At 68.8% G+C, this 17,423-nt stretch carries 9 protein-coding genes; 4 read left to right on the top strand and 5 right to left on the bottom strand.

Annotated features, from left to right (window positions below):
* Positions 1–12: 12 nt before the first annotated feature.
* Positions 13–2,262 carry a DNA topoisomerase IV subunit A gene (parC, locus tag ACN0WF_RS10585; protein ID WP_417772786.1) on the top strand — a complete coding sequence of 750 codons (2,250 nt, stop codon included), beginning with the start codon at positions 13–15 and terminating at the stop codon, positions 2,260–2,262.
* A gap of 26 nt (positions 2,263–2,288) precedes the next feature.
* Complete coding sequence (locus ACN0WF_RS10580; RefSeq protein ID WP_417772785.1) at positions 2,289–2,732, top strand: acyl-CoA thioesterase; 444 nt, start codon at positions 2,289–2,291, stop codon at positions 2,730–2,732.
* Positions 2,733–3,258: 526 nt separating this feature from the next.
* On the opposite strand, the gene smpB is transcribed toward ACN0WF_RS10580, so the two are convergent.
* Both smpB and dapA read right to left on the bottom strand, forming a co-directional pair.
* Positions 3,259–3,744: an SsrA-binding protein SmpB gene (gene smpB / locus ACN0WF_RS10575; RefSeq protein ID WP_417772784.1), complete on the bottom strand. Its 486-nt coding sequence runs from the start codon at positions 3,742–3,744 to the stop codon at positions 3,259–3,261.
* A gap of 100 nt (positions 3,745–3,844) precedes the next feature.
* On the bottom strand, positions 3,845–4,723 hold the full coding sequence (gene dapA / locus ACN0WF_RS10570; RefSeq protein ID WP_417772783.1) for a 4-hydroxy-tetrahydrodipicolinate synthase: 879 nt from the start codon (positions 4,721–4,723) through the stop codon (positions 3,845–3,847).
* 222 nt (positions 4,724–4,945) lie between these two features.
* On the opposite strand from dapA, the gene ACN0WF_RS10565 reads away from it, so the two are divergent.
* Positions 4,946–5,836, top strand: a complete 891-nt coding sequence (locus ACN0WF_RS10565) for an alpha/beta fold hydrolase (protein WP_417772782.1) — start codon at positions 4,946–4,948, stop codon at positions 5,834–5,836.
* 13 nt (positions 5,837–5,849) lie between these two features.
* On the opposite strand, the gene pbpC is transcribed toward ACN0WF_RS10565, so the two are convergent.
* The 3 genes from pbpC to ACN0WF_RS10550 all read right to left on the bottom strand — a co-directional run bounded on the left by pbpC (position 5,850) and on the right by ACN0WF_RS10550 (position 16,403).
* Positions 5,850–7,994 carry a penicillin-binding protein 1C gene (gene pbpC, locus ACN0WF_RS10560; protein WP_417772781.1) on the bottom strand — a complete coding sequence of 715 codons (2,145 nt, stop codon included), beginning with the start codon at positions 7,992–7,994 and terminating at the stop codon, positions 5,850–5,852.
* A gap of 66 nt (positions 7,995–8,060) precedes the next feature.
* Entirely contained in the window at positions 8,061–13,667 is a 5,607-nt protein-coding gene (locus tag ACN0WF_RS10555) for an MG2 domain-containing protein (RefSeq protein ID WP_417772780.1), read from the bottom strand.
* 111 nt (positions 13,668–13,778) lie between these two features.
* A complete protein-coding gene (locus ACN0WF_RS10550; RefSeq protein ID WP_417772779.1) occupies positions 13,779–16,403 on the bottom strand; it encodes a PAS-domain containing protein in 2,625 nt (874 codons plus the stop codon).
* Between the two features lie 210 nt (positions 16,404–16,613).
* On the opposite strand from ACN0WF_RS10550, the gene ACN0WF_RS10545 reads away from it, so the two are divergent.
* Positions 16,614–17,312 carry a glutathione binding-like protein gene (locus ACN0WF_RS10545; protein WP_417772778.1) on the top strand — a complete coding sequence of 233 codons (699 nt, stop codon included), beginning with the start codon at positions 16,614–16,616 and terminating at the stop codon, positions 17,310–17,312.
* Positions 17,313–17,423 lie beyond the last annotated feature (111 nt).

Genomic DNA, 17,423 nt, shown 5'->3' with positions numbered 1-17,423 from the left:
TAGCCAAGACCCATGGGAAAAGAACTGATTCCGCCGGGTGGCATCGAGCCGATCGACCTGCGCACCGCTCTTGAGGAGCGCTACCTCTCCTATGCGCTGTCGACGATCACCCACCGCGCCCTTCCGGACGTGCGCGACGGGCTGAAGCCGGTGCACCGACGGCTGCTCTACGCGATGCGCCTGCTGAAGCTCGACCCGAGCGCCGGCTTCAAGAAATGCGCCCGCGTCGTCGGTGACGTGATGGGTAAGTACCACCCGCATGGCGACCAGGCGATCTATGACGCGCTGGTGCGTCTCGCCCAGGATTTCGCCGTCCGCTATCCGATGATCGATGGCCAGGGTAACTTCGGCAACATCGACGGCGATAGCGCGGCCGCCATGCGTTACACCGAGGCGCGGCTCACCGATGTCGCGGTGCGCACGCTGGACGGCCTCGACGAGGATGCCATCGACTTCCGCGAGACCTACGACGGGCTCGACAAGGAACCGGTGGTGCTGCCCGGCGGTTTCCCGAACCTGCTTGCCAATGGCGCCGCCGGCATCGCGGTGGGCATGGCGACCTCGATCCCACCCCACAACATCGGCGAGCTCTGCGACGCCGCCCGCCATCTCATCGAAAACCCCGAGGCGACGACGGCGGATCTGCTGCAGTTCGTCCAGGGGCCGGATTTCCCGACCGGCGGCGTCATGGTGCGCGACGACGCCGGCCTCAAGGAGGCGTATGAGACCGGGCGCGGCGGTTTCCGCATCCGGGCCCGCTGGGAGACCGAGGACCTCGGTCGCGGTACCTGGCAGGTGGTCATCACCGAGATCCCCTATCAGGTGCAGAAATCGCGGCTGATCGAGAAGATCGCCGAGCTCCTGCAAGCGCGCAAGCTGCCACTGCTCGATGACGTGCGCGACGAATCGGCGGAGGACGTGCGCGTCGTCCTGGTGCCGCGCAGCAAGAACGTCGACGCGGCTCTGCTGATGGAATCGCTGTTCAAGCTGACCGACCTTGAGAACCGCTTCTCGCTCAACATGAACGTGCTGTCGGGCGGTCGCGTGCCGATGGTCATGGGCCTGCGGCAGGTCATGCGCGAATGGCTCGATCACCGCAAGGAGGTGCTCGTCCGCCGTTCGCAGCACCGGCTGGCGCAGATCGAGCACCGGCTCGAGGTGCTGGGCGGCTATATGATCGCCTTCCTCAACATCGACGAGGTGATCCGCATCATCCGCGAGGAGGACGACGCCAAGGCCTCGCTGCGGGCGGCGTTCGACCTCACCGACGTGCAGGCGGAAGCCATCCTCAACATGCGCCTGCGGTCCCTGCGCAAGCTTGAGGAAATCGAGCTCCGCAAGGAGCATGACAAGCTGTCGAAGGAGCGCGACGAGATCCTCACCCTGCTCGGCTCCGACCGCCGTCAGTGGACGCGGATCGGCAAGGAGATCGGCGAGCTGGCCAAGGCCTACGGGCCGGAGACGCCGCTTGGCAAGCGCCGCACCACCTTCGGCGAGGCCATCGATCTCGACCTCACCGACATTCACCAGGCGATGATCGAGAAGGAGCCGATCACCGTCATCGTCTCGCAGAAGGGCTGGATTCGCGCGCTCAAGGGCCACCAGAGTGACCTGTCGAGCGTGTCCTTCAAGCAGGACGACCGGCTGAAACTGTCGCTCTTTGCCGAGACCACCGACAAGTTGCTGATCTTCTCGACCGGCGGCAAGTTCTTCACGCTCGGCGCAGACAAGCTGCCGGGCGGACGCGGGCATGGCGAGCCGATCCGCCTGATGGTCGACATGGAGGAAGGCCAGGACGTGGTCGACGTCTTCGTCCATCGCGGCGGCCGCAAGCTTCTGGTCGTCTCCGACGAAGCGCGCGGCTTTGTGGTCAAGGAGGACGACGTTGTCGCCAACACCCGCAAGGGCAAGCAGGTGCTCAACGTCTCCGCGCCTGTCGAGGCGCGCGTCTGCGTGCCGGCACAGGGCGATCATGTCGCCATCATAGGCCGCAACCGCAAGCTTCTCGTCTTCCCTCTGGCGCAGGTCCCGGAGATGACACGCGGGCGCGGCGTACGGCTTCAGCGCTACCGTGACGGCGGCGTGTCGGACGTGGCGGTGTTCTCCGCCGCCGATGGGCTGACATGGGTCGATTCCTCCAGCCGCAGCTTCACCCGCAAGCTCGAGGAACTGGCCGACTGGCAGGGCGACCGTGCCCAGGCCGGCCGCCTTCCCCCGAACGGTTTCCCCCGGTCCAACACCTTCACGCCCCGCCAGGGCTGAGCGGACACACGGAACGACGACGGACGATGACCACGCGCCCCTCCGCCTTCACGCGCAAGGATTTCCGCCTGTTCAGGGACATCCCGACGCGCTGGATGGATGTGGACACCTATGGCCATGTCAACAACGTCCAGTACCTGAGCTTCTTCGACACTGCGGTGAACGGCTGGCTCATCGAGGAGCATGTCCTCGATCCCAGACGTTCGGAGGAGATCTTCCTCGTCGTCGAGACCGGCTGCAGCTACTTCTCGGAAATCGTCTACCCGGACCGCGTCGCCGTCGGCGTGCGCGTCGCCCGCCTTGGCGGCAGCTCGGTCACCTATGACATCGCGCTGTTTCGCAACGACGGCGACGTCGCCTGCGCGCAGGGGCGCTTCGTTCACGTCCAGGTCGACGCCCGCACCCGCCGCCCGACCCCCATCGTCGGCGCGCGGCGCACCCTTCTCTCCTCCATCGTCGCAGGCGATTGAGAGAGTCCCTTCAGGGGTTTGTGCGGGCATTCTCATGTTCCCGCAGACCTTGAGGCCGCCTTGGCGCACCGGCAACGGCCGGCCACCTCCCTACCGTCGCCCCTCCCTCGGCCGTCACCCCGGGCTTGACCCGGGGCCTAATCCACCGGCCCAAAAACGCCAAGCGACCGCTGTAGCCACCGGACGTCCCGCCGCCCCTGAGCCCAAACAAAAAGCGCTCAAGGTTCGAGTGGGCCCCGGGTCAGGCCGGGGGTGACGATGGTGGGTGAAGAAAGGCGGTGCCGGTACACACGATATCGACAGCAGGCGAACACCTTCCGCACAGGCTTTCGCACAGGAAAAGCACAGGATTTCACACAGGAAACCCACAGGCATTTGCACCGCCCCATGAACAGGCCGCGCACAGATTGTCCACAGCCGCGCGCAAGGGGTTTGCACAGGGCTTCCCACAGGAGGCCCACAAGGGGGGAAGAAGGCGGGGGGCAAGAAGGCGTTCGACGCGGCCCGACGGTGGCCGGGCGGTCGATCAGTTGTTGCCGGCGGTCTTCATCAACCGCGACTTCTCGCGGTTCCAGTCCCGCTGGCGCTCGGTCTCGCGCTTGTCGTGCAGCTTCTTGCCGCGCGCCAGGGCGAGCTCGACCTTGGCCCGGCCGTCCTCGTTGAAATAGAGCTTCAGCGGCACGATGGTTTTGCCGTCCTTGGCTACCGCGATCGAAAGACGCGCCATTTCACGCTTGTGAACGAGCAGCTTGCGCCGGCGGCGCGGCTCGTGGTTGAAGCGGTTGGCCTGGAGATATTCCGGCACATAGGAGTTGATCAGCCACAGCTCGCCGCCCTCGAAGGAGGCGTAGGATTCCGCGATCATCGACTTGCCGAGACGCAGCGCCTTGACCTCGGTTCCGGTCAGAGCGATGCCGGCCTCGAGCGTGTCCTCGATCTCGAAGTTGAACCGTGCCTTGCGGTTGTCGGCGATGATCTTGCGATTCTCGTCGCCAGGGCGTTTCTGCGCCATGTGCTGCCTTTGTGCGTGGCGGGAGGATGCGACCTCCCGCCATCAGCTTTCTATCCGTGTCTCGTCAGGCAGTTGGGGTGTCGGCTGCCCGAATTCAACGTCAGTTGAGGAGACCGGCGTGGGTCATCGCCTCGCGGATGGCCACTTTGGTCGTGTCGGCGACCTCGACGAGCGGCAGGCGCAGCTCGTTCTCCATCTTGCCGAGCAGCGACAGGGCGTATTTCGCGCCCGTCGGATTCGGCTCGATGAAGAGCGCGTCATGGAGCGGCGCGAGCCGGTCCTGAATCGAGAGCGCCGTGGCGTAGTCACCCGAAAGCGTCGCCTGCTGGAACTGCGAACACAGGCCCGGAGCGACATTCGCCGTCACAGAGATGCAGCCCGTGCCGCCATGGGCGTTGAAGCCGAGCGCCGTGATGTCCTCGCCCGAGAGCTGGACGAAGTCAGGACCGCAGGCGACCCGCGTGCGGGTGGTGCGGGCCATGTTCGCCGTCGCGTCCTTGACGCCCTTGATGTTGCGCGAGGTGCGGAACAGCTCCGCCATGGTCTCGGGCAGCATGTCGATCACCGACCGGCCGGGGATGTTGTAGATGTAGATCGGAATCCCCACCGCGTCGTCGATGGCGCGATAGTGGGCGATCAGGCCAGCCTGGTTCGGCTTGTTGTAATAAGGCGTCACCACCAGCAGCGCATCCGCGCCCGCCGTCTCGGCATGGCGGCAGAAGTCGATGGCCTCGGCGGTGTTGTTGGAGCCCGCGCCCGCCATCACCGGCAGCCGGCCGGCGTTGGCCTCGATGCACAGGTCGATGACGCGCTTGTGCTCGTCGTGGGTCAGCGTCGGGCTCTCACCGGTCGTGCCGACCGGGACGAGACCATGGCTGCCCTCTTTTATCTGCCACTCCACGAACTCCTGGAACGCTTTCTCATCAACGGTCCCGTTGCGGAACGGCGTGACGAGTGCGGGGATCGATCCCTTGAACATGGTGGTCCTCATGGAGTGTGGGTCAGAACCGGATCGAACATCCGGGTGGCGCACCATAATCGGCGCTCGCGCCCGACGCAACACGACGTTGCACCCCGCGATGCGCGAGGCGTGGATGACCAAAAGAGGCTAAAGCGGGCGGTCTCCCGCGTCTCCCGCCCCCCCCTTCAAGCGCGCCCAAACGCCCGCTAGACTTGCCCCTTCACCACGACAAGGCACGCCATGAACACCCCTCATCCCGACCACACCGCGCCCGCCGCACAGCACACCTGGACCGCCGCCGACGGCCTGCGGCTTGCCGCGACCGTCCACGCGCCACGCGGCGAAGACCGGCGCGTCGACGTGCTCTGCCTCGCCGGCCTGACGCGCAACGCCCGAGACTTCGCGCCTCTTGCCGAAACACTTGCCGCGCGCGGACACCGGGTCGTTGCCATGGACTATCGGGGGCGTGGCGCATCCCAGCATGCGGCCGACTGGCGCAGCTATTCCATCGAGCAGGAGGCCGACGACATCGACCGGGGGCTCGCCACACTCGATCTGACACGCTTCGCCGTTGTCGGCACCTCGCGCGGCGGCATCCACGGCATGCTGCTCGGCCTGCGCCGGCGCGAGGCACTCGCCGGCCTCGTGCTCAACGACATCGGCGCGCGGATCGAGGCGGCGGGCCTTGGCCGCATCGCGCGCGCGATGGGGGGCGAGCCTGCCGTGCGCGACTGGGCGGCCGCGGCCGCGCACGCCCGCGCCGGTCTCGCGGCCCAGTTCCCGCGGATGGACGACGCGGACTGGGAACGTTTCGCCCACCAGATCTACCGTGAAACGGACACCGGCCCCCTGCTCGACCACGACCCGGCGCTGTCCCACACGCTCGACGACACGCGCAAGGAGGCGACCGCGCCGGACCTCAGCCCAGTGTTCGCCGGTCTCGCCGGACTTCCCGTGATGGTGATACGCGGCGCGCTTTCCGACATTCTCGCGCGCGAGACGGTCGCGGAGATGGCGGCGACGCATCCCGGACTTGCCACGCTCACCGTACCCGACGAAGGCCATGCCCCGCTGTTGTGGGATGCGGCGAGCCGCGACGCCATCGCGGACTTTCTGGCGCCGCTGTCGTGAGGCGGGCGACGACCTAGCGCAGGTCGAGCGTGACGCGGGCGGCGCGTCCGTCCGCATCAATGACCGCAATCGTCGACGTGCCCGGCCCGTCCGGCACGATGCTGACCGAGCGCGCAAAGGGGCCGCTTGCCACCGGCTTGCCGTTCGCCAGCCAGACGAAGGGGCCGCGCCCGCGCCGCGCCTTGACGACGAGAGGCGCGGATCCCGTCGCCTGCGAGCCCAGTTCCACGATGGCGCCGTCGGGCGGATAGAAAATCTCGGGCCCGAGCGCCTCCGCACCGCCGCGGCGCGGCGTGCGGGTGCGCGCGTGGACCAGCGGGGCCGGCACCCGGTCCTCGCCCTCGAGCGCCTTCGGCGGCCCGGGCAGGCGCGCCCGCTCCGGTCCAATGCGCTGGAAGGCGTCGAAGAGAATGGGGCTGGCCGCCAGATAGCCGGTGATCCCGGGCACCGGCGTACCATCGGCGCGCCCGACCCAGACGCCGATCACATGCCGCCCGTCGAAGCCGACAGCCCATGCGTCGCGATAGCCGTAGGAAGTGCCGGTCTTGTAGGCGACGCCCTCGCCGTTCGCGGCCTCCGGCGGCGGCACCCTGGAGAGGATGTCGGCGATGCGCCAGGCCGCCGTTTCGGAGAGAAAGCGCCTCGGCGGGATCGCCAGCGCGGGATCGGGATCGTCGGCATAGCGCTTCAGCGTCATGGCGCGTCCGCCACGGGCAAAGCCGCCGTAGAGCTCGACCAGCTCGTCGAGCGTCATGCCGAAACCGCCAAGGGCGGCCGCAAGGCCCGGCGCCTCGCCCGGCGGAAAGCGCGGATCGGCACCCGCCGCCTTCAGCCGCGAAATGAAGCGCGCCGTGCCGACCGCATCGAGCAGTTCCACCGCCGGCACGTTGAGCGAGGCCTGAAGGGCGTCGGCCACCCGCACCGTTCCCTGGAAGGCTCGGTCGAAGTTGGTCGGGCTGTAGCCGGCAAGCGTCATCGGCCGGTCCTCGATGAAGCTGTCGGGATGGGCGATCCCCTCCTCGAAGGCCAGTCCGTAGATCAGCGGCTTCAGGGTCGACCCGGGCGAGCGCACCGCATGGGTCATGTCCACATGGCCTCGGCGCTCTTCGTCGAGCAGCCCGGCCGAGCCGACATGGGCCAGGACCTCGCCGGTCTTGTGGTCGGCAACGAGAATGGCGAGCGAAATGCGCCGACCGAGCCTGCGGGCGCGGGAGGCGGCAAGCGCCTCGAGCCGCGACTGGAGACCGGCGTCGAGCGTCAGGCGGACCTCGCTCGCCCCCCCTTGCATTCGCGCCAGGGCCTCGCGGGCGGCATGGGCGGCAAGAAGCGGAACGTCGCGGCGCAACGTCGGCACCGGCTCGCGCCGGGCGGCGGCGGCCTCCTCGGCGGACAGCACGCCGCGCAACGTCATCGCGACGAGCACCCGGTCGCGGGCGGCGCGGGCGTTTCCGGCGAAGCGGTCCGGCCGGCGCGCCTCCGGCGATTGCGGCAGCGCAACGAGAAGCGCGCATTCCGCCGGTGTCAGCCGCTTCGGCTCCTTGCCGAACCAGGCGAGGCTTGCAGCGCGCACGCCCTCGACATTGCCGCCAAAGGGCGCGCGGGTAAGATAGAGCGTCAGGATCTCGTCCTTGGAAAGCCGGCGCTCCAGCGCCAGCGCCAGCACGATCTGCCGCCATTTGGCCACAGCCGAGCGCGTCGAACCTTCCATCAGCAGGCGTGCCGTCTGCATCGTCAGCGTCGAGGCACCGGACACGATCCGTCCGCTTGAGACCATCTGCAAGGCGGCGCGCAGCAGGGCGCGCGGGTCGACGCCGGCATGGTCGCGGAAGCGCCGGTCCTCATAGGCAAGCAACATGCGCAGGTAGAGCGGATCGACGTCCTGCGGCCCGGCTGCAAGCCGCCAGCGGTCGTCCGGGGTCTGGAAAGCGCGCAGGAGCACGCCCTTGCGGTCGAGCACGGCCCGCGACACCGCCACCTTGCCGGAGACGAGGTCCTCCGGAACCCGGGCAACGGACACGGCAAGAACGCCGGCCCCCGCACCGAGCGCGAGGACAAAGACGGCGAAGACGGCCAGCGTCACCCGGGCAAAGCGGGTGCGGCGCGCGCGCGCGAACCCGCCGACGCCCCCAGCCTTGCCCTCGTCATTCCTGTCCGTCATTCCGCCGCCCGTCCGCTCGCGTCACGGCACCTTTGCCGCCCTGTCCCGTGACGCTCCTGCCTTGCCTCAGTTGGCGATAACCTCGAACCGGCCGGAGCCCGTGCGGGCGGAGAGATCCGGGCGATACATGTCCTCCACCGTCGCCGGCGGCAGGGCGAAGCGGCCGGGGATCGAGGCGCGCGCCAGATAGGCGAAGCTGAAGGTGTCGACATTGGGCAGGTTGCGGTCGAGCGCGGCGACGAAGCGGTCGTCGCGGAACTCGGTGTGGTCCGCCTCGCTGACCGGGTCGAGCCATTCGAGCGCACCGAGATCGCCCGCACGCACGAGGCGCGGGTTGTCGATCACCAGCCCCGCCGGCAAACGGTCGACAAGGAGCAGGCGCCCCTTGTCGGGCCGCTCCATCGTCACCGTCAGCACCACGGCGACGCGGGTGTTGAGCGGCACGGCGGCGAGATCCAGCCGGTTGCCGTCAAGGTCGTAATAGGCCCGTTCGATCCGGTAGCCCTTGCCACCGGCGGGCTCCGGGCTCACCGGCCGTCCCGAAACGGTCACCACCACGTCGGCCGACGCGCTGCCGGCGTTTTCCACCGCGACCGAGGTTCCTGCCAGCTCGCCGCCCGCCAGCGTGCGAGCCAGCGGCGCGGGCGCGGGCGCCCCGTCGATGGTGAAGCTGTCGCCCGCGCTCGCGCTCAACAGCTCGTGCCCGGCCACGAGCAGCCAGGCCATGTCCTGGGTCGAGAGCGCCTCGGCCGCGTCCTGTCGATCCGCCACCTGCCGTGCGAGCTCGCGCGCCTCGGGCAGGTCGAGTTTCGCCTGGGTGACATAGGCAAGGACGCCGGCGGCATCGCGCAGCGACGAGCCGTAGTCCTCCCGGTAGGCAGTGGAATCCGGCAGATTGGTGTCGGAAATCGCCACCTCGAACGCCGCCTTCGCCCGCTCCTTCTCGCCGTAGAGCGCGAGCGCCGCGCCAATCTGCGCCTTGGCCAGCGGGCCGCCGAAGTCGGCGAGCTTCACGTCCATGTAGTAGCGCAGATCGCCAAGCGAGGCCCGGCCGGTGCGCGCCAGCACATAGAGCGCATAGGCGACCGACTGCCCGCCGTCGGAGAAGTCGGAGGCATAGGCGACCTTGTTGCCGAGGTTCTCCAGCGCCTGCGACAGGGCCAGTTCGGGAACGTCATAGCCCTTGTCGCGCGCCCGGGTGAGAAAGTCGGTGACATAGGCGTCGAGCCAGGGATCGGCGCCGCCGAAGGCCGACCAGAGGCCGAAGGCGCCGCTGCTGTCCTGGTTGCCCAGCACCCGGTTGATCGCCTTTGCGATGCGCTCGCGGATCTCGGCATCCGTCTCCATGCCGCTGCTGAGCGCCAGCTCGTTGAGATAGAGCAACGGCAGCGCGCGGCTGGTCGTCTGCTCCGTGCAGCCGTAGGGATAGCGGTCGAGCGCACCGAGAAGCCCCGGAATGTCGATCCGCGCCGGACCACCCGCCGCCAGCGACACCGTCGCGCCGAGCGGACGGATGCCGGCCAGCGTGTCGCCGTCGAGCGTCAGCTTGCCGCCGGGCGACAGGGTGACGAAGGAACGCCGGGTGATGTCGGGCGTGTTGTCACGCACCCCGAGCGCCAGCGTCTTTTCCGCGATCACGCCGCTGGCGTCCGACAGGGTCAGCCGCAGCGAGGCATCGCCCGGCGTCGTGCCGGCGCGCAGCGGCAGGCTGAGCGCGCGCCGCTCGGCCTTGGCAAGCGTCAGCACCTCGCCGTCCGAAGCCGCGTCCAGCGTCACCGGTCCCGAGACCTCGGCCGCGATGCGATAGTCGCCTGCCTCGCCTTCGACATTGTCGACCTCGACCAGCAGCCGGCTTTCGTCGCCAGGTGCGAGGAAGCGAGGAAGGGTCGCGGTCATCACCAGCGGATCGCGCACCACGACATCCTTCTCGGCATGACCGACGCCCGAGGCGCTCCAGGCCACCGCCATCAGGCGCACCGTGCCGTTAAAGTCGGGAATGTCGAACGAAACGCTGGCCTTGCCGTCGACGTCGGTCTCAACAACGCCGGAGAAGAGCGCGACGAGCGCCTCCTGCGGCGGTGGGGCGTCGAGCGACAGGCCCATGCCGTCGCCGCCGGAGCGGACCCGTCCGAGATCGCCGGCGGTGCGATCGATCAGCTCGCCGTAATAGTCGCGGATCTCCATGCCGAGGCGGCGCTGACCGAAGTACCAGCCGTCCGGATCCGGCGTCTCGAAGCGCGTCAGGTTGAGAATGCCGACGTCGACGGCGGCAAGCGTCAGATAGGCCGGCTTGCCGGCGTCCTGGCCGGACACGGTGACGCCGATGTCGAGCGTCGAACGCGGGCGGATCTTCTCCGGCGCGTCCAGGGAAACCGTATGCTTGCGCCCTTGCGGGTCGACCGTCAGCCACTCGAGGCCGAGCGCGCGCGAGGGCATGCGCTTGGCTTCCAGGTCCATCGGCCGGAACAGGGTCGCCGTGACGTAGGCGCCATTGCCCCAGGCATCGGTGACGGTGAGTTTCACCTCGCTCTCGCCCTCCCCGAGCTTGACGACGCGGGTCTCGACGAGACGGTCGGTCATGACGGAGACGAGCGCGGTGCCGGCAAAGCGCGGCTTCATGCGCAAGGTGGCGGTGTCGCCGACGCGGTAGGATTTCCTGTCGAGGCCGACCTCAAGCAGGTCCGGGGTCTGCGACGACGCGGAGGACGTGTACCAGCCGGCACTGAATTCGGTGCTCGTCGCCGCCTGGACGCCATCGCCGCCAGTGGCCGCAACCACCTCGAGACGGTAACGGCCCCAGTCGACGGGCAGGCTGAGGCGCGCCGGAGTGCCGGGCGCCAGATCGAAGGTGCCATTGGCCACCCGGCGGGTGGTGGTCACCGGCTCATAGGACCAGCGTCCGTCGTTTCGGTACCACTGGTAGCGGGTGTCGAGCTTGGAGAGTGTCCAGTTCGCCCCGGACAGGGCTGCCCGATTGCCGTCCGCATCCACCGCGATGACGTCGAAATCGGCCGGGCCGCCCTCGTCGACACCGCCATCGAAGGCCGGCTTGACGCCGATGCGCACACCGTCGGAAACGACGGGAAGCTCAAGCGAGCGCTCCACATAGCGCCCGCCCGCCTCGACGACACGGGCGGTGATGCGCGCGGTGTAGCCGGCCGTGGTCGGTGCCAGTTGCGGCAAGGTCGGGGTGAAGCCGGCATTGCCGTCGGCATCCGTCGCGGTGCCATCTTCCAGATTGGCGCGCTCGGGGTAGATCTGCTCGTCCGCGAGACCGAAGACATAGCCGGGGAAGGCCGCGTTGGCGCGGGTCGGCGAAACGACCACCTCGCCCTCGAGCCGCTGACCGGAGGCCGGCGCCCCATAGAGGAACTTGGCCTGCAGAGAGATTTCCGGCGGATTGGCCGGGTCGATCGCCTTCGCCGGCGTCGCCAGATCGAAGTCGACCCGCTCAGGCTGGAAGTCCTCGACAAGGAACGAAAGCTGGGCGAGCGGCGCGGCCTTCGGGTCGGCGTGGACGCGCACGCTCCAGCTGCCCTGCTGGGCGGAGACGGGAAGTGTCAGCGCATGGGCGCGACCGCCGGCGCCGGCGTCCTGCACCGTCACCCGCTGGAACTCGACGCCATCGGGACGCATGTAGATGAAGGTGAGCGGCACGCCGGTGCTGGCGAAGGCCGCCGGATCACGCAGCATGGCACCGATGTTGACCGTCTCGCCGGGCCGGTAGACGCCCCGGTCGGTCCAGGCGAAGGCGTCGAGCGCTCCCGGCGCGGGCCGTCCCTCGGCGCCGCGGTCGGACAGGTCGAAGGCCGGCTTGCCGAGATCGAGGAAGGCATAGTCGCCGGATGCGGTCTCCACGGCGACCATCGCCGGGGCGCGGCCGCCCTTGCCACGGGTCAGGCCGGGGGCGAAGCGGGCAAAGCCCTCGGCATCGCTCTTCGTCTCGCCGAGCACGTCATTGTTGACTGCGACGAGACGCACGGACGCGCCTTCCACGGCGGAGGCGTCGGAAAGCTTGCGCAGCGCGACGACCGTCTCGCCATCGCCGGAATAGGCGCTGAGGCCGAGGTCGGAGACGAGGAACCACTGGGTCGCCCAGGGGCCCCATTCGTTCGCCTTGTCGCTGGCCGCGCGCGCCACCATGGCATAGATGCCGGGCGCCATGGTCAGGCCAAATTCCGCCACCGGGATTGCCGTGGTGACATCGCGGTTGAGCAGCATCTCGGTCTCGACGGTGCCCTTCCACAGGAACTCGCCGTATTCGTCGCGGATCTGGCTGGCCTTGTAGTTGTCGAGCTGGGACAGCACGCGCCCGTCGCGCAGCGCCGAGGCGAGGCCGCGCTCGCCGATGCGATAGATCTCGGTTTCGACCGTCTTGGTGTTCACCGAGCGGATCGGGATCGTCGCGCCCTCGCCGGCCGGCAGCACATAGGCGCGGCCAAGGAAGTTCACCGCCGGAGCGCGGTCGCGGACATAAACCGTGAGATCGGCGGATTTCTCGAGCTTCTCGCCATCGGCGGAGGGGATGCCCTGGCGCAGCGTGATCTGGTAGCGACCGCCGTGGCGCACGCCGTCGACGCAGATCTGCGCGCCGTCGGTCTCGACCGAGGTGGAGCCTTCGCCGGTGACACGCACGAAGGAACTCATGTCGGTGGCGCGCTTCAGCGTGTCGGAGAAGACGACGCAGACGCGCGGCGATGCCGCGTCGGAATCGACCTGGTGATCGAGCACGCGGAAGCCGTGCTGGGCGACGAGGTCGTCGTAGCGGGCCCGCAGGCCGGGCGTGTCGTCAAGCGCCAGCGCGGCGCGCAAAGCCTTGATCGCCGGCTTGTAGTGGTCGCGGCGCACCAGGGCGGCGGCGACCAGACGCAGCGCCTCGACCCGCTCGTCGGCGGTCGCGGCATTGAAATAACTGTTGATCGAGGCGGAGATCCCGTCGCGTTCGACGCGGCTGCGTTCCTGCCAGTCGTCCGGCTTGTTGCCGGCCAGCGCCCGGGAGAGGCCCGCCCAGAACTCGAAACGCTCCGGCTCCAGCTTCAGGCCGCGCCCGAAGGCGACCTCGGCCTGGCTGTATTGGCGCTCGCCGATCATGGCGAAGCCGACGGAGCCGAGCTCCTCGGCCGACTGCTCCGTGGCGCGGAAGGCACGCGGCAGCTTGCGGGCGTAGCGCTCCGCCTCCTCGGTCAGCGAGCGGGGCAGGAAGTCGAGTTCGGCGACACGCTCCTTGCGCTCCGCCGGCGACTGTGCGGCAACCGTGACGACGCGACCGGCGACGGCGCCGGCGAAACTCTGGAGACGACCGACGTCGGCCTTGAGGAAGCACCATTTGGCGGAGGTGTTGTAGGTGAAGGCGCGGCACTGGGAGCTGGCGAGGCAGGCAGTCTTGCAGGCGTCGAGGTCGACATCCTTCATGGTCTGGAAGTCGGCGCCGAAATAGTCGGCGTCCTCGACCGTGACGATGCGCCGGTCCTCGGCGGCGCGCGCAGGTGCCGCCGGCGAGAGCGCGATCAGCGCGACGGCGAGGCCAAGGCCAAATCGTGCAACTTTCGCCGCCAGCCCCGCGCGACGTTCCGCGACCGGGATATCCCCGCCGCCGCGAACCGTCCCTGCCGTTGTCCTATCCCCGCTGTCGCGAGCACAACCGAACGGACGCATCGCACGAACTGAAACCATGATCGTTCCCCTCACCAGCCAGGCGCACGCTTCAGGCGCAAAGCCACGCGGCGGCAATGGGAACACCTAATCTTGACAAGTCCAAGACCAAAATTTCGAAAACGTGTCGTCTCAGTCGCCTGAAACGCCGCGCATTGGCGAGGCATCCGCCGCCGTGGGCTCTGCGTCCGGCTCGGCGGCAAGACGGGCGAAGGCGTCGGCTGCGCGGCACGCTTCGCGCGCCATCGCACCGGCTTGCTCGGCCAGCCGTGCCGCATCCGTCTGCTTCGCCGCGCCGGTTTCGATCTCCCGGGCGATTCGGGCAAGCGCCGGCGCGCCGAAAGTCTCGGCCAGCCCCCCGACCACATGGGCGCAGGCACCAAGACGGGCCGGCGTGGAAGAAAGCCCGACGGCGCGGGCGGCCTCGTGGCGCAGATCCGCAACGCAGCGCTCGATCAACGCCGCCCGCCGCGCGCGCGGAACCTCCGCCAGCGCCTCGCTGAGCTGGCAGGGATCGACGGCCGCCTCGACGGCGCCGCCGTGTTCGGGACGCTCGCCGCGCAGCAGCGCCGCAAGAACCCGCGCGAGCACGCCGGAATCGATCGGCTTGGTCACGAAAGCGTCCATTCCGGCGGCAAAGGCGCGGGCATATTCGTCGGGCCTCGCATGCGCCGTGAGCGCGACGACCGGCAGCCGGGCGAAGGACGCGCCGCTGGCGCGCAGCCGTGTCGTCGCCTCATAGCCGCTCATGCCGGGCATAGAGACATCCATCAGCACCGCGTCGAAGTCTCCCGCCTCGAGCGCCGGCAGGACGGCCGCGCCATCGTGGACAGCGACATGCCGGCAGCCCCAGCGATCGAGGAGCACGGCCACCATCATGCGGTTTGTCGGATTGTCTTCGGCGACAAGGATCGAGGCGCCGCGCAGGGTCCGCGCATCGGCGCTACGGATGCCCTGGCGCGCCTGTTCGGGCAGCGGCGCGCCGCCGGCGGCGAGATCGAGATCGACAAGGAAACGGCACCCGCCCGCCGGAGCGCCAGCGACGGAGATCGTGCCGCCCATGCCGGTGACCAGCTCGCGGCAGATGGCCAGGCCGAGCCCGACGCCATCGCCGTGGCCACCGCCGTCGGGCGAGATGCTGCGGAACCGCTCGAAGACCCTGCTGCGGTCGTCGCCGGAAATCCCGGGCCCCGTGTCCTCGACCGAAAAGCGCAAGGCCGCCAGCGGTGTGGCGACCGGGCAGACCGGGGCGGCGCCCTCCGCCGCGCTCGCCTCCACCGCCGCCTCCGCCTGCGCTGAAGGGGAGACGAAGGTGGGCGGCGCACGCAACTCGAGCCGAAGCAGCACCTCGCCCTCGGGCGTGAACTTGACCGCGTTGGCAAGGAGATTGACGAGAACCTGTCGAATGCGGCCGGCGTCGCCGACCACCACCGGCGGCACCGCCTCGTCCACCTCGACACGCAGGAGAAGCCGCTTCTCCCTTGCCCGCGCCGCGAAGAGATCGCCGACCGAGGCGACGAGTTCGCGCAGGTCGAAGGGCATGAGGCGAAACTCGAAGCGGCGGGTCTCCAGGCGCGAGAAGTCAAGGATGTCGTTGAGAATATGAAGCAGTGCCTCGGCCGAGCCGCGCGCCGTTCTCGCCTGCGCGCGCCGGGGATCATCGAGCCCGCCCTCCAGCATCATGTCGAGAAGGCCGATGACCGCGTTGAGCGGCGTGCGGATCTCGTGGCTCATCATCGCCAGAAAGTCGGACTTCGCCCGGTCGGCTTCCTCGGCACGGGCAAGCGCATCGGTCAGCGCGACCCGGCCGGCGCGCTCCTCCGTGATGTCGCGAATGAAGCCGATGACCAGCGGGCCGTCGTGCCCATCGACGCTGCCGAAGGTGACCTCGGTCAGGGTCTCGCTGCCGTCGGCGCGCAGCGACCGCGCCTCGATGCGGTCGGCGGGGCGCGCCGTCGGGCGGCAGGCAATAACGTCTGCAATACGCCGGTCGTAGGTGGCGCGGTGGCGCTGGGGCACGAGCAGTTCGCGGGCGATACCGCCCATAACGTCGTCGCGCCGGTAGCCGAAGACGCGCTCTGCGGAAGGGTTGAACTCGACGATCCGTCCGTCCTCGTCGATGACGACGATGGCGTCGAGCGCGCTGTTGACGACGGCGGCCAGCCGCCCTTCGCTCAGCCGCAACGCCTCCTCGCGCTGCTTGAGATCGGTGATGTCAACGCGAAAGCCGACGGTGTGCCCATCGGGCATGCGCCGCTCGAACACCCTGAGCCAGTGGCCGTTTCCCTGCGCCTGCTCGATCGGCTTGCGCGGCGGGTCGAGATGCTGCTCGAGGCGTTCGGCAATCCAGCGCTCCGGGTCCTCGAGCGCATCCGCGTACTGGCCGCGGGCCACGCCGATGCGGATGATGTCCTCGAAGCGCGCGCCAGGGCGGATGGCATCCGCGCTCATGGCGTAGAGTTCCCGGTAGCGGCTGTTGCAGAGCAGGAGCCTGTCCTGCGCGTCATAGAGGACAAAGCCGTCGGGAAGCGCCTCGAGCGCGGCGAGCAGGCCGCGTTCGGCGCTGCGGCGGCCGCTGAGTTCCTCAAGCAGGCCGACAATCCTGTCGGCGGCGCGGCTGCGCGCCCGCTCGCGCGACAGCAGACGCGTCTGGCGCCAGAGCACCAGCACAAGCGCGAGCGCAACCACCCCCAGCCCGGCCGTCAGCACGACAGGCAGCGCTCCAGGCTCCGCCAGCATGCCCCGGATTGCCTCCATAGCTTTCCCCCCGGCCGGTGCACGACCCGATTTTCCTTGCCCGAATTGGGCCTTGAGTCTCGCCGCGAAGCAACCCAGGGACGCACAGCTCCCCGAAACAGGCCCCGATCGCGTGCGCCCGACGCGAGGCGGGCGCCAAGAAATTTCAACAGACAGCACCCGAAATCTTCGCTAGGCCTCGACCAGGTTCCCTGGGTTCTGGAGGCTGTCATGAGTGCAATTTCCGACTTTCCGATCACCCGCCGCTGGCCGGCGCGGCATCCCGACCACATCCAGCTCTACTCGCTGGCGACCCCAAACGGCGTGAAGGTCTCCATCGCGCTCGAGGAGACCGGCCTTGCCTATGAGGCGCACAAGGTCTCCTTCGAGACCAACGACCAGATGACGCCCGAGTTCCTGTCGCTCAACCCGAACAACAAGATCCCGGCGATCATCGATCCGCACGGCCCGGGCGACAAGCCGCTGGCGCTTTTCGAAAGCGGCGCCATCCTCGTCTACCTGGCTGAGAAGGCAGGAAAACTGCTGCCGCAAGAGCCGCATGCGCGCTACGAGACACTGCAGTGGCTGATGTTCCAGATGGGCGGCGTCGGGCCGATGTTCGGCCAGTTCGGCCACTTCCACAAGTTCGCCGCCGACAAGGTGAGCGATCCCTACCCGCGCGAGCGATACCTGAACGAGACGAAGCGCCTGCTCGGCGTTCTCGATGAACGGCTGGAAGGGCGCGACTACATCATGGGCGACGACCTCACGATCGCCGACATCGCCATCGTGCCGTGGCTGCGCACGCTGGGCGGCTTCTACGAGGCCGGCGAGATCTCCGGTCTCGACGCCATGGCCAATCTGAAGCGCTGGATCGAGACCTGCATGGCCCGCCCGGCCTTCGAGCGCGGCACACGGGTTCCCGCCTGAGGCAGTCGCGTTCCCGTCCCCCCTCGAAACGGGCGGGAACGCGGCGAAAGCCGCATGACAGGAAGGCAGACTCGCGCGCATAGTTCACGTCAGGGAATCACCGGAGACCTG

This window comes from Stappia sp., from assembly GCF_048268045.1.
Taxonomy (GTDB): Bacteria; Pseudomonadota; Alphaproteobacteria; order Rhizobiales; family Stappiaceae; genus Stappia.
This window is presented reverse-complemented; position numbering and strand designations above follow the sequence as displayed.